The following is a 20,480-nucleotide window of genomic DNA, read 5'->3' as shown; positions in this document are numbered from 1 at the left end:
AAGGGTCACTGAAACGAAGCGCTGTCGACGGCGTGATAGACGTAGCGTCCACCGGTCATCCGCTTGATCTCTTCGAGGTAATTGGAATTCATCACAAACAGGTTGGCGCCTTCGGGCAACGCGTCCATCGCCTCTTGCGGCGAGGACACCCGCGCGCCGCTCAACGGCAGATAACGCCCCTGCTTGGCCGGGTTGATATCCACCACACGGTCCACCGCGACACCGGCACGTTGCAGGAACAGCGAATAGATCACGCCTTTGGACGAAGCGCCCCAGATCGCCGAACCCTGCTCGGGGGCGGACTGAATGATCTGCACGGCGCGATCGAGGCTGGCGGTGAAACCGTCAGGCAGGCTCAGGCGCGGCACCGGTTGATCCGGAGTCAGGCGCAAGGTCGACAGGTCGGCGACGATGTACAGGTATTGGCCACCGAACAGGTGACCGGCCTCGTGCACCGTGCCAAACAGCCGGCGCAGGTCATCGAGGCGGAAATAATTGACGTGTTCGTAGAACAGGTCGAACCAGGCTTTGTGCTCAAGAATCCAGTCGAAGCACGGCACTTCGATGTAGATCTGCCCGCCCTGATTGGCGTTGGCGATTTCGGCGAGAAAGCTCAGCGGATCCTGAATATGCTCCAGCACATGGCGCAGGACGATGGCGTCTGCCGCCAGCCCGAGACCACGGGTGAACGGCGCCTTGATCACGTCGGCGTTTTCGCCTTCGTACGCCGGGTCGATGCCGGTGATCGAATAACCGAGGCCCTTGAGCAGCTCAAGGAAATAGCCTTTGCCGCAGCCGACTTCGATCAGTTCCTGACCCTTGAAGTGCTTGGCGATGATGCCTTCGACGTCACTCAAATGCTTCTGGAACTGGCCGGAATGCGCCTGCTCGTTCTGATAATCGGCGTCGTAGCTGAGTTTGTCAGCGTCGAACGCGGCGTTGAAGATCAGACCGCTGCGCTCGTCCTGCACCAACAGCATGTCGGCACTGGCCGAGGCCTGCGCCGACGCGGGATCGGCAAAGGTGCGGTTCTGCAGCACCGGTAGGTCAGTAACCCGATACAACTCGTGCCTCATTGCGGCTCTCCCAGTAACTGTTGCAAACGCTCGGTCACCGCCCAGAACGCCAGCGGTTCGTGGGTTGGGTATGGGTAGTGGCCGAGGTTCAGATGCAGCGACACGTCGCGTTCGCGCAGGCGTTGTTCGACCAACGCGCGCACGGACACCGGTTGGCCGCTGGCGCAATTGATCACGCCGTTGAAGTCGGTTTTTTGCAGGATCGCGGCGAGGTAGCCGGCAGCGCGTTCAATCGGCAGAAAATCGCGCAACTGCTCACCGGCGGACATGTTGAACGACGCCTCACCGGCATCGATCGCCCGGTCCAGCGCGGCCAACAGACTGTTGGGGTTTTGCCCTTCGCCATGCAGATAGAACAGGCGCGCCCACTGCAAAGTGAACGGCAACTCCTGCTGCAGGTTTTGCAGAAACAGGTGCAGTGTGTGTTTGGCCAGACCGTAAGGATTGCTCGGCTTTGGCTCGGTGTTTTCGCTGAGTGGCCCGCTCTGCATGCCGTATTCAAAACAGGTGCCGGTGACCAGCACCTGCTGCACGCCCGCCTCGACCGCGCTTTTGATAAAGCGGTAATCGGCCATCAGGTTGTGTTCGAAATGGAACAGCGCCCGGTAGTTCGGCAAGCCCGGCCAGGCCAGATGCGCCAGTGCATCGATACCCGCGGTCAACGCGTGGATATCGAGATCGGCGGCGTGAATATCCGCTGCGATGAACTCGACGTCGTTGATCCACGGCATGCCTTGCGCCGTTTCTGGGTTGCGCGCCACGGCGCGGATTTCACAACCACGCGCCAGCAATGCGGCAACCAGATGCCGGCCGACAAAGCCTGTGGCTCCGGTGACCAGAACCTTCACAGCACTTTCAACTCAGGCACGGCGATCACGAAGCGGCCGTCCCACCGACGCACTTGCGCCAGTTGCTGACTGACTTCGTGCAGCAGGTTCCACGGCAGCACCAGCACGTAATCCGGTTTTTCGAGATCAATCTGCGCCGGCGCCACAATCGGAATGCGGCTACCCGGCAGGAATTTACCCTGCTTGTGCGGGTTGGCATCAGCCACCCAGGCGAGCAGGTCCGGTTTGACCCCGGCGTAGTTGAGCAAGGTGTTGCCCTTGGCCGCCGCGCCGTAACCGACCACACGTTTGCCGTCGGCCTTGGCCTGCAGCAGAAAGCGCAGCAGTTCATGCTTGATGCGTTCAGCGGCGGGCGCGAGGGTCGCGTAGTACTCGGCGGTTTTCACCCCGGCATCCAGTTCGGCTTGCAACTGTTGTTGCACCGCAGGTTGAACCGCGCGGCGCTGGCCGTCCTTGCGCTGCACGAACACGCGCAGCGAACCACCGTGCGTCGGCAGTTGGCTGACGTCGAAGACTTCCAGGCTATTGCGCTCGCACAGCGCTTGCACGGCGGTCAGCGACAAGTAGGAATAGTGTTCGTGATACAGCGTGTCGAACTGCGCGCCGGCCATCAGTGTCAGCAGTTGCGGGAATTCGAAAGTGGCCACACCGGTCGGCTTGAGTAGCGTCGCGAAACCGCCGAGGAAATCATTGATGTCCGGCACATGCGCGAGCACGTTGTTGGCCGCCATCAGATCGGCGCCCCAGCCTTCGGCTTGCAACTGCGCAGCAGTCTCACGACCGAAGAACAGTTCACGAATTTCCAGGCCTTTTTCCCGAGCCGCTTGCGCGGTGCTGCGCGTTGGTTCAACACCGAGGCACGGAATGCCCCGGCCCGCCACGTATTGCAACAGGTAACCATCGTTGGCGGCGACTTCCACCACACGGCTATCGGCGGTCAGGCCGAAGCGCTCGACCATCTCGGCGACATAGCGTTCGGCATGGGCCAGCCAGGTGCTAGAGAACGAACTGAAGTAAGCGTACTCGGCGTCGAACAGGCTATCGGCGCTGGTGTAATCCTCGGTCTGCACCAGCCAGCATTGCTGGCACACGGCGACCTTCAGCGGCACCCACTGCTCGGCCTGTTCCAGGCGATCGGCGTGCACATAGGCGTTGGACGGCGGCGAGGTGCCGAGGTCGATCAGCGGCAGGCTCAGCGGTGCGGCGCACCCACGGCAGTTCATAGACGCACTCCAGCAAAGTGTTGATCGAGCGCGGGATGGCTGGAATCACGCGCTGACAAATTATTGACAGGCAACGGCCAGGCAATCGCCAGCCGCGGATCGTTCACCGACAGACCGCCCTCGTGCTCCGGCGCGTAATCGACGCTGTGCAGGTAAAGCAGTTCGGCGTCCTCGGTGAGGGTCTGGAAACCATGGGCGAAACCGGCCGGGATCAACAGGCTGCGGCCATCGCCAGCCTTGAGGTGCTCGGCGTGCCAGTGCAGAAACGTTTCGGAGTCAGGACGCAGATCCACCGCAACGTCCCACACTTCACCGCGCAGACAGGTGATCAATTTGGCTTCCGGCGCATTGGCATTCTGATAATGCAGACCGCGCACACTGCCCTTTTCACGGGTGCAGGAATGGTTGATCTGACGGATATAGAACTCAGCGCCGAACGCACTCAGGCTGCCTTCGCAAAACAGCCGAGCGAAGTGCCCGCGCTGGTCTTCGAAACGTTTGTGCTGAACGCTGAACAACCCGGCCAGCGGCAACGCCTTCAGGGAAAACTCGCTCACAGCGCGCCTCGGTACAGGTTCAATTGGCCGAGGGTGACGCTGCGCATGTCATCGCTGTTCTGCCACGCCAGGTGCCAGTCGAGGGTCTGCGTCAGGCACTGCTGCAAGGTCCAGCGCGGCTGCCAGCCGAGTACCTGGCGGGCGCGGCTGCTGTCCAGACGCAGCAGGCCGGCCTCGTGCAGTTCGCTTTTCTCGATGCGCAAACCGCGCGCCTGCGGCCAGCGGCTGGCAAGCAATTCAACCACTTCGCCGACGCTGCACATGTCCGCTTCGCCCGGGCCAAAGTTCCACGCCCCGGCGTATTCCGGGCCTTGTTCGTAGAGGCCGGCGGCCAGTTGCAGGTAACCGGCCAGCGGCTCCAGCGCGTGCTGCCACGGGCGTACGGCTTGCGGATAGCGCAGGGTCACCGGTTCGTCGGCGGTCCACGCTTTGAGCACGTCGGGAATCAGTCGCTCAGGAGCGAAGTCACCGCCGCCCAAGACGTTGCCGGCACGCGCCGTGGCCAGGGCCAGACCGTGTTCGGCGTATTTGTCCGCCGGGAAAAACGACGCGGCATAAGACTGTGCGAGCAATTCACAGCAAGCCTTGCTGCTGCTGTAAGGATCGTGGCCACCGAGGGCTTCGTCTTCGCGGTACGGCCACAGCCATTCCTTGTTGGCGTAGACCTTGTCGGTGGTGACCAGCACGCAGGCACGCACGCAACCGACCTGACGAATCGCTTCGAGCAGATTCAGCGTGCCCATGACGTTGCTGGAATAGGTCCCGAGTGGATCGCGATAACCTTCGCGCACCAACGGCTGCGCGGCCAAGTGCAGCACGATCTCCGGCTCGGTGTCGGCGATGATTTCCAGCAAGGCGCCGAGATCACGCAAATCACCACGCTGATCGTTGATGCCTTCGTGCACGCGCGCCAGTTCAAACAGGCTCGGCTCGGTCGAAGGATCAAGGGAGAAACCGCTGACTTGCGCGCCGAGACTTTGCAGCCACAGGGTCAGCCAACTGCCTTTGAAACCGGTATGTCCGGTGACGAGAACGCGTTTGCCGCGCCAGAAATCCGCACTCAGGCCCATTGCTTCCATGGGGCCTCCCCGCTCAGCCACAGCGCTTCGAGGTGGTTCTTGTCGCGCAGGGTGTCCATCGGGTGCCAGAAGCCTTCGTGCTCAAAGGCTTTCAACTGTTCGTCGGCCGCCAGACGCGCCAGCGGCTCGGCTTCCCAAGTGGTAGCGTCATCGGCGATGTACGGCAGCACTTTTGGCGAGAGCACGAAGAAGCCACCGTTGATCCAGCCACCGTCACCACGAGGTTTTTCGGTAAAGCCCAGCACTTGATCGCCTTGACGCTCAAGCGCGCCGTAACGACCCGGCGGTTGCACAGCGGTGACGGTCGCCAGACGACCGTGAGCTTGGTGGTAATCCACAAGCTGAGCGATGTTGATATCGGAAACGCCGTCGCCATAGGTGAAGCAGAACGCCTCTTCATCCTGCAGATAACGGCCGGCCCGCAGCAGCCGGCCACCGGTCATGGTTTCCTCACCGGTGTCAATGAGCGTGACGCTCCACGGCTCGCTGTAATTCTGGTGCACATCCATGCGGTTCTCGCGCATGTTGAAGGTGACGTCGGAGGTGTGCAGGAAGTAGTTGGCGAAGAAGTCCTTGATCGCATAGCCCTTGTAGCCGAGGCAGATCACGAAGTCATGAATCCCGTGGGCGGAATACTGCTTCATGATGTGCCAGAGAATTGGCTTGCCGCCGATCTCGATCATCGGCTTGGGCTTGAGGTGCGACTCTTCACTGATGCGCGTGCCGAGGCCACCCGCCAAAATAACTGCCTTCATCGTCTCCCCTCTTGTTCTACACCGGGCTGCGCGCCGCTTTCTTGAGCTTTGCGGGCCTTCTGGCTAAACCTTTTGCCGATCCGTGCGCCGCTGGAGTGACCGCGAGCGCTCGTTTTATGGCGATTTACAGGGGACTTGCAGGAAACGCGCCAGCTCCACAAGCCCCTCACCCTAACCCTCTCCCAAAGGGAGAGGGGACTGACCGTGGTGTTTGGGCGAGGTACGCCGACGTGCGATACCGAGTCGAACTCAGGCTTCGAAAAGCCCAAAAATCGGCTCCCTCTCCCTCGGGAGAGGGCTGGGGTGAGGGGCAGCAACAACGCAAATCAAAAGCCGAACACCCGCGCTCCTCACCACTCAATAGGCCGAGTGTCAGCTCGCCTGCTCTTGATCTTGATCCACGGGCGACGTCGGAAGGCTGAGTGCAGGGATTGATCCGGGCGTGGGAGCGCAGCGACCGTTTGGCGCAGCCAAACACAGCGAGAGGAGGTGCAGCGAAGCAAACCGTAGGCGCTGCGCCCGGATCGATCCCGCAGCGAAGGAACCCCGAGCCCCAGCGAGCGGGCCGCACGTAGGAGCAAGCCTTTTGGGTTACCTTTTCGGCGTTTGGAAAAGGTGACCCGCCGTAAGGGCGGAACCCTGATCAGCAACACCCGCAGCAACGGATACACACCCAAACCCCCAAGAGCATGGTCGGCCCAAAGGCCGCCAAGCCCCAGACAAAAAAAGGGATGAACCCAAAGATTCATCCCTTTCCACAAGCCAGATCAACAATGCAAACGACTACCCAAACATGGCAAACCCATCACCACTCACCGGCAGCTCAAACGCCTGACCATCGGCGGTCTGGATGTGCTCGATGTTGTTGAACCCGGCGTACCAGCCCGCCAGTTTCACGCCGTTGTCCGGCACACCAGTGCTGCCGTCATTGGCACTGTGCAGATAAGCGTCATCACCGATGCGGGTAACGTTCAACTGGCTGGCGTTGGCGATCGTGTTGAGGATCAGGGTGTCGTTCAGATCCCAGCCCTCATCCTGGATCGTCACCAGGCCGGTGGTGTTGACCACGTAGGTGTCATCGCCCTGACCGCCATAGGCACTGCCGCCGGAGGTCGACTGACCGGCCAGATTGAGGATCAGCAGGTCGTCGCCTTCGTCTCCTGTCAACGTGTAGTGGCTACCAGTGCCGGTGATCACGTCATTGCCTTGACCGCCATGGGCGAGGCCACGGCCGAGCGTAATGATGTCATTGCCCTCATCGCCGCTGACCCACGTGAACAGATCGTCGCGCGCAGCAACGATGACATCATCACCCGCACCACCGGACAAGCTGTCGGACTGCCCCGCAACGTCGAGACCTGAAGCCAGACCGCCGTAGATGTGATCGTTGCCATCGCCACCCTGAATCTGGTCGTCGCCCGCGCCGCCTTCAAGAATGTTATCGCCCCAGTCGCCCTCAAGAACGTCATTGAACTGGCTACCACGCAAGCCTTCGATATCGATGTAAACATCGTGGAACGCAATACCACTCTGCACGCCCCATTTCAGCGAAGCGCTCAAGCCTTCGCTACTGTCGTCATAGCTGACGATGTCGATACCAGCGCCACCCTCAAAGTTATCGGCACCCGCACCGCCCAACAGCACATCATTGCCGGCGCCGGAGACGATGGTGTTGTTCTCGTCATTGCCGTAGCCAACGAAGTCAGCGCTGCCGGTATAGGTCAGGTTTTCAACGAACGCACTCAGTCTCAACTCGGACAGGCTGGTGTACACGCGATCGGTCCCCCCCATGTAGCCTTCGATTTCCTCGACGGTCACACCGGTGCTGTTGATTGTGTAGACATCGTCACCGCCACCGCCAGCGACGACCACACCACTGGTGTTCACGGTGAAGTGGTCGGCATCGGTGGAACCAATAACCTCTTCCACATTAATCAGCGTGTCGCCCGCCGCGTTGACACCGCCGCCGATCAAAATGTTGACCGGATCGAAAGCGTAGCGATAACTCACGGTGTCATGGCCGTCACTACCGTCGATGCTCATAAAGTCTTTGTGACGATAAATCACATCATCGAAGCCCGAACCCTGCAGCGCTTCAATGCCGGTGAAGGTGTCACCGTAGGCAATGGTCAGCCCGTCAAAGTTGGCAAAGTCTTCGACTCTCACGCCTTCAAGACTGTCGCTATAGCTGACCGTATCGTAGCCATCGCCACCAACGAAGTGATCGGCACCATCCCCACCCCACAGCCAGTCGTTACCGGCACCGCCAATGATTTCGTTGTCACTGGCATTGCCGTAAGCCTTGAAATCGCCGGTGCCGGTGAAGGTCAGCTTTTCAATGAACGGGTCCATCTTGAGGGTGTTGAGGCTGGTGCGCAGTTCGTCATAACCCGCATTGTCTTCCTCGACAATTGCCACACCCTCACTGTCGACGATGTACAGATCATCCCCGACGCTACCCTCGAACGTCACACCGCCGACCGAACTGGTAAACGTATCGTTGTGGAACGTACCGAAGACTTTCTCGACACCGATGAGGGTGTCGACCTTGCCTTCAGCCCCTGCGACAGTCGTGGCATCTTTGCCGAACTCGACACTGACACCCGACGACATCGCGTAATAGGTCGCCGTGTCGAACCCTTCTCCGCCATCCAGCACATCAGAACCTGCACTGCCGATCAGTACATCATCCGACTCCAGTCCATAGAGTTCGTCATTATCGTCGGTGCCCAAGAGGACATCCGCTTCACTCGTTCCATTCACTACTGACATTTGCGTCTTCCTTGCGTTGTTGTTGAAAGCGGTTCTGTCGGCAGAGAGAGACCGTTCAAGCGTGCAATCCCTGCCGGATGAGTAAACGAATAAAGAGGTATCGACTGCAAAAACCCAAACCTTGAGCCTGCACACGAGAAAGTGTCGACGGGTGTGTAAGAAGGTTTCTCCAGAGACAAGAAAGGGCGAACCCGGAGATCGGGTTCGCCCTCAGCAGTATTGCCTACACCCTCAATCCCGTTGCGGGAGCGATGGTGTTCGATTCAGCGATCAGCCAAACATGGCAAACGCGTCACTGTTGGCCGGCAGGTTGATGACTTCTCCGTTGGCCGTCTGGATTTGCTCGATGGTATCGGAACCGGCGAACCAGTCTTTGAGCCGCACACCCTCCTGTGGAGTGTCACCCACGTTGAAACTCAATCGGTGCAGATAAAGATCATCGCCGACACGATCGATCTGCAATTCAGAGCTTTTGATGTACGACAACACTAGCTTATCGCCATGACTTACACCGTCATCCTGGATCGTCACCAGTCCCGGCGTGCCGATCGTGTAAATGTCGTCACCTTCACCACCATTGGCAAAACCGCTGGATTTGAGCACCAGTTGATCATCCCCGGCACCGCCAAACAGAGCAAAGCCCAGACCTGTTCCTGTGAGCAAATCGTTGCCCTCACCGCCATCGGCCATGCCGGAATTCACTGTAATAACATCACTGCCCGCCTCGCCGTAAGCCCGGCTGCCGGTGTCATTGGCGGCAGTCAGGAGGGTGTCGTTACCATTTCCGCCATACAACGTGTCAGCCTGCGCACCGGTATCGGCTCCTGGATTGGTAAGAGGGCCGATCAAAGACGCCAGACCGCCGTAGATGTAGTCTGCCCCGTCACCGCCATAAATAACGTCGCTCCCGGCATAGCCTTCGAGAAAATCAACGGCTGAAGTCCCCGTCAAAGTGTCGTTGTATTGGCTGCCGATGACTCGTTCGATGTTGAGCAGGACGTCTCCTTGCGCATCCCCGCCCTGATTGATGTTGGTTTGCAGATTAACCGTCACGCCAGCCGTGCTGTTGGCGTACCAGGCAACGTCATGCCCTTCGCGCCCGTCAATCCGGTCGGCGCCCGCACCGCCGATCAAGTTGTCGCCAGAAGCCGTTCCGGACAAGGTGTCGTCAAAGCTGCTGCCTTGGAAAAACTGGATCGAGGCGTAGGTATCGCCAGCCGCATCGCCGGCATTGATACCGGTTTTCAGATCAATGGTGATAGCACCGTCAGAGTGTTCGTAGCTGACCATATTGAAGCCACCCAAACCATCGAAAGTGGTGGCCGTATCGGCGCCGATGAAAACGTCATTGATTGCTGTGCCTCTGAAAGCCTCGATACCGACGTAAGTATCTCCAGCAGCAATACCGGAATTGATCCCTGTTTTCAGGTCGATGCTGACGCCCACCGCACTGTCGTTGTAACTGACGGTATCGATACCCGCGCCGCCGATAAACAGGTCGGCACCTGCACCACCGTAAAACAGATCATTGCCCGATCCGCCAGTGATGATGTTATCGCTGGCGTTCCCCCAGCCAATGAATGCTCCGGAGCCGGTGTAGGTGAGGCACTCGACATTGGCGCTCAGGTAGATCTGGCCGAAGTTGCTGCGCACTTCGTCATAGCCGCCACCTGCCTGTTCGATGACCGTACCGCCGGCACCATTGATGACATAAACGTCATCGCCGCCCCCCCCTTCAAACGTTGCAGTGGCACCGTCGACATTGAATGTGTCGTTGAGCGCCGTGCCGATGACCTTCTCGATATTGAACAGGGTATCGTCCTGAGCATCACCGCCGATGCCGGCACGACCCGCTCCCCCGCTGCGGATATCGACGTTGATGGACTCGGCAGATGTCGAGTAGTCAACCACATCACCGGTTCCGCCACCGCCATCAAACGCAAACACTCGGCTGTCGGCAATGAACGTGTCATTGGCGCCCGAACCCTTGATTGCCTCAATGCTCGTGTAGGTATCACCCGCGCCGATTCCGGAGTTCACTCCAGTCTTGAAGTTGAGCGTCACGCCCACCGGACTGTCGGTGTAATCAACGGTGTCCATGCCCGCACCGCCGATGAACTGGTCTGCACCGCCACCGCCGAGCAATATATCGTTGCCGATGCCACCCGTGATGATGTTGTCACTGGCGTTACCGTAACCGGTGAATGCCGTTGTACCGGTGTAGGTCAGTCGTTCGACGTCGGCGGCCAGCGATTGAATATCGTAGTTGGTACGCACTTCATCGTTGCCGCCACCCGCCTGCTCGATCACTGTGGTGACGCGAGTGCCATTGATGATGTACACATCATCGCCGGCACCGCCTTCCAGGGTGAACGTACCGCCATTGACACTGAGCGTGTCGTTGAATGCCGTACCGATGACTTTTTCGATACCGGTCAGCGTATCGCCCTGAGCATCGCCACCGATGCCGGCACGACCTGTTCCTGCAGAAACCAGATCAATATTGATCGCTGCGGACGATGTCGAGTAATCGACCACATCGCCAGTTCCGCCACTGCCATCAAAAGCGAACACCCGACTGTCGGCAATGAACGTGTCATTCGCGCCCGACCCTTTGATCACCTCGATGCCAGCGTAAGTATCTCCCGCCGCGATCCCGGAATTGACCCCGGTTTTCAGGTTGATGCTGACACCCACGGTGCTATCACCATAACTGGCGGTGTCGATACCGGCGCCGCCTATAAACTGATCGGCACCCGCACCGCCATACAACAAGTCGTTACCAACGCCACCTGTGAGGATGTTATCGCTGGCATTGCCCCAGCCAATGAAATCCCCCGTACTGGTATACGTCAGGCGTTCGACGTTAGCGCTCAGATAGATCTGACCAAAACTGGAGCGCACTTCATCATCGCCGCCCCCCGCTTGCTCGATCACCGTACCGCCATTGTTGAGGATGTAAACGTCATTCCCTGCGCCGCCCTCAAAGGTGGCGCCACCCTTTTGCGCGGTTAATGTGTCGTTGAACGCCGTGCCGATAACCTTCTCGATGTTGGTCAGGGTATCGCCTTGAGCGTCGCCCCCCGTACCGGCCAGACCCGAGAGGTCAACGTTGATCGCTTGCGCAGACGCCGAGTAATCCACCACGTCAGCGGTCCCGTCACCGCCATCAATCTTGTCCGCACCGGCACTGCCCTTAATCAGATCATTACCGGCCAGACCGTTGATCTCGTCATCCCCACTGGTACCCGTCAGCGTATCCGCGCCGTTAGTTCCGTTAATAACCGCCATTACTTCTTCCTTGCCTTGTTGTGAACCGGTACCGGCATGCGCGGCGATCAACATCCTCGCGGCAAGCGCTCTAAACCCACGAATGTGTTGATATCGACTGCAAAGACGCGAAGCTTGAGCGTCGGCAAAAATTTGTATCGAAACTGGTGCAAAGACGATTTTCAGAAGCAAAAAAAAACAGGTGACTATAAAAGTCGCCTGTTTTTTTTCAGATCACGCCTGGCTCGATCAATCGGCCAGCCAGCCGTATTCCCAGTAGCGCAGGTTATCGCCGCGCAACACGTAATCGCGCAGCACCACCTCACGCAATTCATCGCCCATGCGATAACTGGCATCCGGATCCGCCAGGTGCATGCGGATCGCTTGCAGCCATTCATCCGTGGAGTTGGTCTTGATCCGCGTGCACGGCAAGTAACCGCGATAGGCCTCGGTGTCGGTGCAGATCACCGGGTAACCGCAGGCGCCGTATTCCAGCAGCCGCAAGTTGCTCTTGCAGTCGTTGAAGATATGGAATTCCAGCGGCGCCAACGCGAGATCGAGGTTGAGGCTGGCCAGTTTCGCCGGGTACACGTCCAGGCCGATGACGCCATGGAACTCATGCATGTACGGCCGCAGATCATCCGGGCACATGCCGAAAAATACCCAGTCGACTTCATTGGCCAGTTCACGAACAACCTCGGCGATCACCGCCAGATCACCGTGGTGACTGGTGCCGCCGCCCCAGCCGACCCGCGGTTTCTTCGAGGTCCGACGCTGGCTGCGCAGGTGGCCCCACAAGTCCTTGGCCAACATGTTAGGGACGACACGAATGTCGTGGTGCATGTCCGACAGCACGTTGGCCAGCGGCGCGGTGGATACGACCGCGCGATCACACAGCCCGATGGCACGCCGCACCATACGCTCCATGTCCTGCTTGCTCGGCATATTACGGATGTGCGCATTGCGGTGGGGAACATCAATGACGTAGTCGTCGAGTTCGAAGATCCGTCGAGCGTTGAAGTACTTTTTCAACGGTGGGATTTCATCGATGGCGTGCTCCGAGTAGCGCCCTTGCAGAACGATCACATCAGGTGACTGACGTTCGATATCGATGATCGACGGCAAACCGTAGCAAATGCGCCCTTCTGCCCGATTGGCCGCTTCCAGCTCGATCATCGGCTGGCTCATGCGGTAATGGCCGATGGCTGAAGCGTTGATCGGCACCACCAGCAGATTGGGCAGCTGTGCCTTGGAGAACGCACTCCAACCGGTGCGCAGGCCAGGCTCCAGACTGAAGTTGGTGGCGCCCACGCCCTGCAACGTCAGGTTGACGTTGTAGGCCGGATCGCGCGCCACGAGCGGCAGCCAGCGCTGGTAAAACGTCTCCCTCTCCTCGGTGTGCTGCGCTTCTTCCTCAGGCGTCGCCATTGCACTTGGCCGTGCCCCCACGGCCAGCACCGCATGAGGGTTGAGCACCACCAGATAACCGTCACGGCCAACACGCAGACACAGATCGACGACATTGAGCGTTTGCTTGAGGTCCTGCTCGTCCAGCCCGCCGACCGCTTCGTACACCGACCGGCGAATCATCAGGCAATCACCGCCGACGGCACTCAGGTCATGCACTGCTTGCAGGCGGTGCATGTACCCTTCCGACTGCATCGGCTGGCCATAGAACGGCAACCCGACCGGCCCGTTCAAGCCAAGAATCAGACCCGCGTGCAGCACGCCACCGTCCGGGTTGAACAGCTTGGCGCCGACCACCCCGACCTCCGGTCGTTGCGCATGATTGAGCAGTTCGTCGAGCCAATCGCTCTGGGTGATTACCGCGAAGGCATTGAGCATCAGCACATACTCACCGCGCGCCTGGCCGACGGCAAAGTTGTGCACCGCTGCCGCATTGCCCTTTTGCAGGTAGCTCAGCACACGTATCCGCTCGCTGCCCATTTGCGCCATACCGTCCAGCCACGCCAGCGCTTCGGCGCTTTCGCTGCCGTTGTCGACCAAGAGCAATTCGTACTCGGTGTAGGCAGTCTTTTCCAGCAGGGTCTCGACGCAGCGCTGCAACGCGGCGGTCTGGTCCTGCGTGACAATGACCACCGACACCAGCGGGCGCCGGGCATGGTGATAGTCGACACGATTGAGCAGCCCGCTATTACCGACACGGACTTCATGAGCGATGCCAAGGCGTTGCAGATGCGCTTCGAGGATTCGCGGACTTTGCTCGACGACGCCGGGATTGATAAGCCATTGCGACAGGTCGTATTTCGACTCCAGCAGCACTTCAGCAATGTGCCCGACGACTTGCAGGCCATCACTTTCAACCATGCGCCACAGCACATCGTGGGGCGCCAGTTCGGCGAACGTCGAGGTAAAACCGCCAAGGGCCAGAAACCGTTCGCGCTGGAATGCCAAGGCGCGCCCGACGTAGGGATAGCTACGCATGAGATCAAGGTTGAAATCAGGTTTGAACGCAGGCTCTGCCGACTCGCCATCGCGCAGGCTGCCTTCGTCGCTGTACAGGCATGTCAACGAGCTTGCGTGCGCAATGCGATCGGCCATCACCAACAACGCTGGCACCACCGGGCAGTCACCTGGCTGCAGCAGATAAAACCAGTCGGCGCCTTCCAGTTGCGGCAGCAGAGCGTTGATCTGCTCCAGGCCGTCACCCTGCAACGGCATGTGGAACACCCGACCGTCCAGCTTCGCTTCGCTGCAAACCGTGGACAGCACCAGCACCAGCTCCGGCGGATAATCCTGAGCGGCGAGCGCATCAAGCGTACGTTCCAGACCATCGCGGCTGCCTTGCCCATCAATGATGATCGGCACGATGCGCGGCTGATGCGACCAGCCGGCGAGGGTTTCCGGCAGCCATTTGCGCTGTGCCGCGGTCAGCACCCGACACGCCAGCCACTGCGCATAGAGTTCGCCGAAACTGAAGCTGTCGACACCGACCCCCAATTCCTGACGGCTCTGCTTGGAACCCAGGGTACGGCTCAGCGGCAGTTCTTCCCAGACCCGAGGTGTCTCGTCGGCCTTGGTCAATTGCACATAGCGCACCCATCCCGGCGCAGGCGCCGACTCTCCGCTGCGGACCTTGAGCATTTGCGAGATCCACTCGCGCTCGATCTCCGCCGCGTCTTTCATCGGTTGCTGCGCGCTCAGACGCTCGGGGTAAAGTCGTTCGGCACTCAGCACATTGTTGGAGACCACCAGGTTGCCGCGCCGCAGCAGGCAGACATACAAAGCAAAATCCAGGGTCGCGACGAAGCAGGCTCCATCCTCGGTAAGGGCCGGCAGCAGTTCGGCGACGTCGGCGCGCCGGAACATTGCGCTGCTGAAACCGCCGAGCACGTTGACTGGAAATTTTTCGAAGATGCTTAGTACGTCGTCGCCTTTGAGCAAGCCACTGGCCGGCGATAACGAGCTGTTTTCCAGACGTGCGGGCAGGATGATGTCGTTGGCATCCCACAGCAACCGTTGCGCGACCACCAGACTGACTTCTTCGCGCTGCATCTCATGGGCTTGCTGTTCGATACAGGCCGAATACAGCAGATCATCGTCACACAGGAATTTGATGAAGTCGCCCCGGGCTTGCTCAAGGCAGGCCTTCAGGTTACCAACCAGGCCCAGCGTTCGTGAGTTGCGCACGTAACGCACTGCAAACCCGGTCTGCTCTGTCACCTGCGTAACGATGTCTTCGATCTCGTGGCCACGATTGTCATCGCATACGATGATTTCAAGATTGGCGTAATTCTGGCTGACGGCGCTGTTCAGCGTCCGCTCGAAAAAGCGCGGATTGAAGGCGGGAATAACGAGGCTGACAAGAGGAAGTGAATTCACGGCGGGCTCACAGGCGGTACGAGCCCGCTCGGAAAAGCGAGCCCTTGATACCGCTAAAAAACATGACTGAGGGACAAGGCAAACGGGCGCTTACACGCCCGTTGAGGATCAGATCTTGTTGAACAGACCCAACTGGCTGATCTTGCTGAACGCAAGCTGCGAAGCTTGCAGCATGGTCTGCTGCAGGGTCAAACGAGTCATCACTTCAGCCGGATCCGAATCGCGAATGGAGCCTTGAGTGGTGGTGTTCGCGGTGCTCAGGCTGTCATTGGTGACGGCCTGCATATCCAGCGCCTGACCACGTGCTCCAATCTCGGTCACCGCGGCGCCGATTTGATTGTTGGCCGCGTCGATGTTGCCGAGGCCCGCTTCCATTGCGCCCTGGAATTTCTGCTTGGCCACCGGATCCCCATCGATCGGAGTGTTCAACGCCGTGATCATCTGGCCCAGGGTGTCGAGCACGTTCTGGGTCTGGTGGTCGTTCGGCTGGATCGAAAACTGATCACCGGCAGCCGGGGCAGCGCCCAGTGCGAACGTGACGCCCGCCGCAGTAGCGTTGTTACCGACGATAGTGCCCGAGGACACGGGTTTGCTGTCGGCAGTGACCGGCGCTGCGTACAGATCGAACGCGGTGGCGCTGGTGAACTTGAGGACGGCGCCGCCCTGCGGGAATGCCGCGGTGTAGGCGGCCTGGTCGGTGATGCTGGAGCCGGTGATCACGGCGGTCGACGGGTTACCCGGGCTGCGCGTGGTGGTGAACGAGTCCGGCGCGGTGGACAACTGGAAGCTGTGGCCAGCTATCACCGCGTCCGGGTTGGTGTCGCCGGTCTTCAAGTTGATATTCAACTTCATGTCGACGCCACGGAAGCTCACCGTCTGGTTGGCGCCGCTGCTGTTGCTGACCAGACCGTTCTGGCTCGCTTCAGCGGTCACGTCATTGCCCAGGGCATCAGTGATTTTCAGCTGAGTGCTGCTGAGGAAGCTGACGGTGTACGGCTGGCCGGCAGTGAATTTGGAATCATAGGTGGCGGCAGTGCCGACCGTACCGTTGGACAGCACAACGCGGCCGTCATCCACGGCCGGCGCAGTCATGGTGACGTTGGTGCGCGCGGTATTGATGGTCTGCTGGAAAGCGGCCCAACCGGTGGTGTTGGTGCCAACAGTCATGCCGTCGCCGATGCCCAGATTGATCGTGGTCTGGTCACCGTTGTAGGAGTAGGTGCCATCGGCGTTCTGCGAGTACGGCGCGGTATCGGTTTTCGAACCGGAGAACAGGTAATTGCCGCTGGCATCCTTGGAGTTCATCAGGCCCAGCACTTGTTGCTGGATCTGGCCCAGTTCCGACGCGTAAGCCTGGCGGTCCTTGTCGGTGGCCGTGCCGTTGTTGGCCGCCAGGGCAAGTTCCTTGGCGCGTGCCAATGCGGTGGTGATGGAGTCCAGTGTCGACTCCTGCACAGTCAACGAACTTTTGGTGGTGTCGACGTTGGTCTTGTACTGATCGAGCATCGCGGCCTGCTGGCCCAACTGCAGCAAACGCCCGGCACCGATCGGATCATCGGCCGCTGTGTTGATGCGCTGCAGGCTGCTCGCCTCGCTGGCGGTGGCGACAGCCTTGTTGAAGTTACGCTGATAGTCCGACGCTTGCGTGCCGTAATACTGGGCGGTGGAAATGCGCATGAATTACGACTCCTTAAAGGCTGTTGATCAGCGTGGCGAAAGTTTCCTGCGCAGCTTTGATGATCTGCGAAGACGCTGTGTAGTACTGCTGATATTTGACCAGGTTGCCGGTTTCTTCATCCAGGTTGACCCCGGACAGCGAATCGCGGGCGCCTTTGGCGTTGTCCAGAATCGCCGTGGTGGCGGCGCTGTCAGACTTGCCTTGAGCGGTCTTGGTGCCGACGTTGGTCACCAGCTTGTTGTAAGCGTCAGTCAGGCTGATGCCTTTGCTGGCGGAACCGGTATCGACGGTCTGCGCAGTTTGCAGGGCGACCAGCGATTGCGCGTTGCGGTTGTCCGAGGACGCCGCACCGGTGAGGTTCATGGTGAAGGTTTCGCCAGGCTTCGGCGTGCCGCCAACGGTGGTCTGTACGGAGAAGGTTTTCTGTACGTTCGGCGTAACGCTGGTGTCCAGCACCGGGTTGCCGCTGGCATCGACGATGCCGACTTTAAGTTCCAGCGCGTTCGATTGACCGGGAACGATAGTGCCGCTGCTGATGAGGCCGCCCTTGGCATCCACAAAAGTGTAAGACTGGCTGCCCCCGGAGACCGCACCGAACACCAGTTTCACCGGCGTCGAATTCTTCAGCGCCGCCTGCATGTCAGCCTGGGAAGTCGGGTTGTAAATATCGATCTTGCTGTTGAGCGTCGGCTGGGTGAAGGTGCCCAGACCGCTGGCGCTGGCCACACCGGTCAACGGACCGGCCGCAGCGATTTTCTTCGGATCGGTGAGCACCGTCTGGATGCTCGCCGCCGCATTGCGGGTCGGGGTGATTTTGAAGCTGTCACCGGCGCTCAATGCCCCACCCTTGAGGGCGAGGGTGAATCCGTCGATCACTGGCGGCGGATTGGTTGTGGTGCTGAAGGCGCCCATGTCGGTGCCGTCGGAACGCTTGACGGTGTAGTCCGTGGCGCTGGTGAACGTCACTTGGTAATCGCTGGTGGTCAGCTTGCCGGTGTCCTTGATGGTGACATCGAGGTTTCCGGAACCGGTGCTGTTGCCCGACTGCGCGATGCTGCGCGAACTGATCAGCGCGGCACTGTTGATGTTGTTGAAAATCGCCGCACCGAAGTCACCGTTCTTGTCGATGCCTTGCGCTTGCTGGCTGTTGACCTGATCAGCGATCACCAGCGCCACTCGGCCCAGCTCGTTGAGCGACGGGTCGAGGACTTCTTTGCGGTAAGTCAGCAGGCCGCCGATTTCGCCACCGCTCATCGCCGAGGTGATGTCGATGGTGCTCGAACCGCGATCCATCTGGATGGCCATGCGCGACGGGTCGTCTTTGCTTGCGACCATGCTCAGCGTGTTGGTGGTATTGCCAATCACCAACGGCTGACCGCTGCCGATGTAGACATCGAAACTGGTGCCACGCTCGACGATCTGTGCACCGGTCAGTTCGGAGAGCTGGCGTACGGCTTCGTTGCGGCTGTCGAGCAGATCGTTCGGCGCACCACCGCTGGTGGAGATCTCGCCGATCTTCTGGTTCAGGTTGGCAATCGAGGTGGCCAGCTTGTTCACCTGGGCCGTCATGTCACCCAGGCTGCCGTTGAGGGTGGTGTTCTGATCGTTGAGCTGTTTGGCAATGGTGTTGAAACGACTGGTCAGCGCCTGCGCACCGGTCAGCACCGATTGACGGGAAGTGTCATCGGTCGCCGAGGTCGAAACGCCCTGCATCGTGGTAAAGAATTTTTGCAGCACGCCGGTCAGGCCGGTGTTGGTGTCCGACAACATGGAGTCCAGCGGCGTGGCCTGGGCCAGAAACGCGGCCGATTCGCTGTCGAGCGAGGTGGCCGTGTGCAGTTGGCTTTCCAGGTACGAGTTGTACACCCGGCGCACGTCAGCCAGGGTGGTGCCCGTACCGATGAACACGGTGCCGTACTGCTGCGAGGATTTGGTGCCCTGCACGGTTTGCTGACGTGAATAACCGGCGGTGTCGACGTTGGCAATGTTGTTGCCTGTCGTAGCCAAAGAGGACTGGCTGGCCGACAGTCCCGACATCCCGATATTGAGCAAACTCATGGTTCAGACCTTATACCTTGTGCCTTATAAAGGCGTGGTGGATACACCCGCCGCAGCGTAGTTTTGGAAACTGTTCATCTGCTTGGCTATCTGCGAAATCTTGCTTGCGTAGTTCGGGTCGGTGGCGTAACCGGCCTTTTGCAACTCGCGTACAAACTGTTCTGGGTTATCGGCAGACTTCACGACATCTTGATAGCGATTATTGCTCTGCAGCAAAGTCACCAGATCGTGGAAGCTGTCCTTGTACGAGGCGTAGGAACGGAACTCGGCCGTCTCCTTGACCATCTCGCCATTACGGAACTCGCTGGTGATCGCGCGGGCCGAATCGCCCTTCCAGTTGCTGCTCGCCTTGATGCCGAACAGGTTGTGGCTGCTGCTGCCATCCTGGGCGCGCATGACCGACTTGCCCCAACCGGTTTCCAGCGCCGCTTGCGCCACCAGATAACGCGGATCGACGCCGATGCGGTCGGCCGCTTCCTTGGCCATCGGCAGCATGGTGTTGACGAATTCGTCGGCGGAACTGAAGGCTTTCTTCGCCGGCGCCAACGGGATCTGCGCCATGGCGCGACCGTAAATCTGCATCTGCCCGCCGGAGGCTTTTTCGCCCTCGGCGCGTGCCAGCCAGTCGCCGTTGTACAGCGGGCCGGCGCCAGTGGTGGCCGCGGTAGTCGCGCGTTGCGGCAATTGCGTGGCCACTGCCGGCGTAGCCGATGGCACCAGGCCTGCGAGCAAACGATCGGCCAGTTTCGGTGGCAGAGCCAGACGACGCTGATTGATCAGTTCCATGTCATTGCGATGAGCCAGTTGCGTGTTCGGCGCGCTCACCGAACGCGAAGCCCACAACGGACGCTCGCCATTGAGCCGCGACAATGGACCGTTGGTAGCAACGGTGCCAGCGGCAACCGGTGTGACCACGGCCGCAGCTTTCGCCTTGGCCTCTTCCTGCTTGGCGGCGGACGCGACCGCAGCCTCACCCGGCGCCAGCGGTTTGTTCTTCGACATCTGCCGCATCAGCACGTCGGCCAGACCGATACCACCGCCCTCGCGGGACATGGAAACGGCCAGTTGCTGGTCGTACATTTCCTGATACTGCTTGGCCGCCGGCGTGTTCAGCGGGTTGTCTTCACCCAAGGCGTTGGTCGCCGAGCGCATCGACTTGAGCATCTCGCCGAGGAACAGCGATTCGAATTCCTGCGCCACTTTGCGCAGGTTCGCATCGCTGTTCTTGTCGCCGACCTTGAGCTGGTTCAGGCGATTGAGGTCCGAGTAGGAACCCGAATCGCTGCTGCTGACCAGACCGCTTTTGCGCATATCCATAAGG

At 59.8% G+C, this 20,480-nt stretch carries 12 protein-coding genes; all 12 read right to left on the bottom strand.

Annotated elements, in window-relative coordinates; translation table 11 throughout:
* Window positions 1-5: 5 nt before the first annotated feature.
* Complete coding sequence (locus tag AC3IUF_RS08140) at window positions 6-1,076, bottom strand: class I SAM-dependent methyltransferase (RefSeq protein ID WP_007920082.1); 1,071 nt, start codon at window positions 1,074-1,076, stop codon at window positions 6-8.
* A complete protein-coding gene (locus AC3IUF_RS08135; protein WP_007920084.1) occupies window positions 1,073-1,924 on the bottom strand; it encodes an NAD-dependent epimerase/dehydratase family protein in 852 nt (283 codons plus the stop codon). Before AC3IUF_RS08135 ends, AC3IUF_RS08140 begins: the two co-directional genes overlap by 4 nt.
* Window positions 1,921-3,147, bottom strand: a complete 1,227-nt coding sequence (locus AC3IUF_RS08130) for a methyltransferase domain-containing protein (RefSeq protein WP_489280856.1) — start codon at window positions 3,145-3,147, stop codon at window positions 1,921-1,923. Before AC3IUF_RS08130 ends, AC3IUF_RS08135 begins: the two co-directional genes overlap by 4 nt.
* Complete coding sequence (locus AC3IUF_RS08125) at window positions 3,144-3,704, bottom strand: dTDP-4-dehydrorhamnose 3,5-epimerase family protein (RefSeq protein WP_489280855.1); 561 nt, start codon at window positions 3,702-3,704, stop codon at window positions 3,144-3,146. The genes AC3IUF_RS08130 and AC3IUF_RS08125 overlap by 4 nt, the downstream gene beginning before the upstream one ends.
* Window positions 3,701-4,783 (bottom strand): CDP-glucose 4,6-dehydratase, encoded by a 1,083-nt coding sequence (gene rfbG, locus AC3IUF_RS08120; protein WP_489280854.1) that lies wholly within the window; start codon window positions 4,781-4,783, stop codon window positions 3,701-3,703. The genes AC3IUF_RS08125 and rfbG overlap by 4 nt, the downstream gene beginning before the upstream one ends.
* Entirely contained in the window at window positions 4,765-5,538 is a 774-nt protein-coding gene (gene rfbF, locus AC3IUF_RS08115; RefSeq protein ID WP_414893332.1) for a glucose-1-phosphate cytidylyltransferase, read from the bottom strand. The genes rfbG and rfbF overlap by 19 nt, the downstream gene beginning before the upstream one ends.
* Before the next feature lie 783 nt (window positions 5,539-6,321).
* The gene (locus AC3IUF_RS08110; RefSeq protein WP_489280853.1) at window positions 6,322-8,310 is read right to left on the bottom strand and encodes a calcium-binding protein; all 1,989 of its coding nucleotides are present in this window, start codon (window positions 8,308-8,310) and stop codon (window positions 6,322-6,324) included.
* Window positions 8,311-8,580: 270 nt separating this feature from the next.
* Window positions 8,581-11,601, bottom strand: a complete 3,021-nt coding sequence (locus tag AC3IUF_RS08105; protein ID WP_489280852.1) for a beta strand repeat-containing protein — start codon at window positions 11,599-11,601, stop codon at window positions 8,581-8,583.
* A gap of 228 nt (window positions 11,602-11,829) precedes the next feature.
* Entirely contained in the window at window positions 11,830-15,423 is a 3,594-nt protein-coding gene (locus AC3IUF_RS08100) for a glycosyltransferase (protein ID WP_489280851.1), read from the bottom strand.
* Window positions 15,424-15,531: 108 nt separating this feature from the next.
* The gene (locus tag AC3IUF_RS08095; protein ID WP_095114164.1) at window positions 15,532-17,100 is read right to left on the bottom strand and encodes a flagellar hook-associated protein 3; all 1,569 of its coding nucleotides are present in this window, start codon (window positions 17,098-17,100) and stop codon (window positions 15,532-15,534) included.
* A 13-nt stretch (window positions 17,101-17,113) separates the two neighbouring features.
* Entirely contained in the window at window positions 17,114-19,159 is a 2,046-nt protein-coding gene (gene flgK, locus AC3IUF_RS08090; protein ID WP_007920110.1) for a flagellar hook-associated protein FlgK, read from the bottom strand.
* Window positions 19,160-19,183: 24 nt separating this feature from the next.
* The gene (gene flgJ, locus AC3IUF_RS08085) at window positions 19,184-20,476 is read right to left on the bottom strand and encodes a flagellar assembly peptidoglycan hydrolase FlgJ (RefSeq protein ID WP_414916114.1); all 1,293 of its coding nucleotides are present in this window, start codon (window positions 20,474-20,476) and stop codon (window positions 19,184-19,186) included.
* Window positions 20,477-20,480: the final 4 nt, after the last annotated feature.

This window comes from Pseudomonas sp. KH_040 (assembly GCF_057839305.1).
This window is presented reverse-complemented; position numbering and strand designations above follow the sequence as displayed.

Bases quoted from the DNA above. Each gene is read 5' to 3' on its own strand.
- AC3IUF_RS08140 (WP_007920082.1), bottom strand. From the start codon at position 1,076: ATGAGGCACGAGTTGTATCGGGTTACTGACCTACCGGTGCTGCAGAAC.
- AC3IUF_RS08130 (WP_489280856.1), bottom strand. From the start codon at position 3,147: ATGAACTGCCGTGGGTGCGCCGCACCGCTGAGCCTGCCGCTGATCGAC.
- rfbG (WP_489280854.1), bottom strand. From the start codon at position 4,783: ATGGAAGCAATGGGCCTGAGTGCGGATTTCTGGCGCGGCAAACGCGTT.
- rfbF (WP_414893332.1), bottom strand. From the start codon at position 5,538: ATGAAGGCAGTTATTTTGGCGGGTGGCCTCGGCACGCGCATCAGTGAA.
- AC3IUF_RS08110 (WP_489280853.1), bottom strand. From the start codon at position 8,310: ATGTCAGTAGTGAATGGAACGAGTGAAGCGGATGTCCTCTTGGGCACC.
- AC3IUF_RS08105 (WP_489280852.1), bottom strand. From the start codon at position 11,601: ATGGCGGTTATTAACGGAACTAACGGCGCGGATACGCTGACGGGTACC.
- AC3IUF_RS08095 (WP_095114164.1), bottom strand. From the start codon at position 17,100: ATGCGCATTTCCACCGCCCAGTATTACGGCACGCAAGCGTCGGACTAT.
- flgK (WP_007920110.1), bottom strand. From the start codon at position 19,159: ATGAGTTTGCTCAATATCGGGATGTCGGGACTGTCGGCCAGCCAGTCC.
- flgJ (WP_414916114.1), bottom strand. From the start codon at position 20,476: ATGGATATGCGCAAAAGCGGTCTGGTCAGCAGCAGCGATTCGGGTTCC.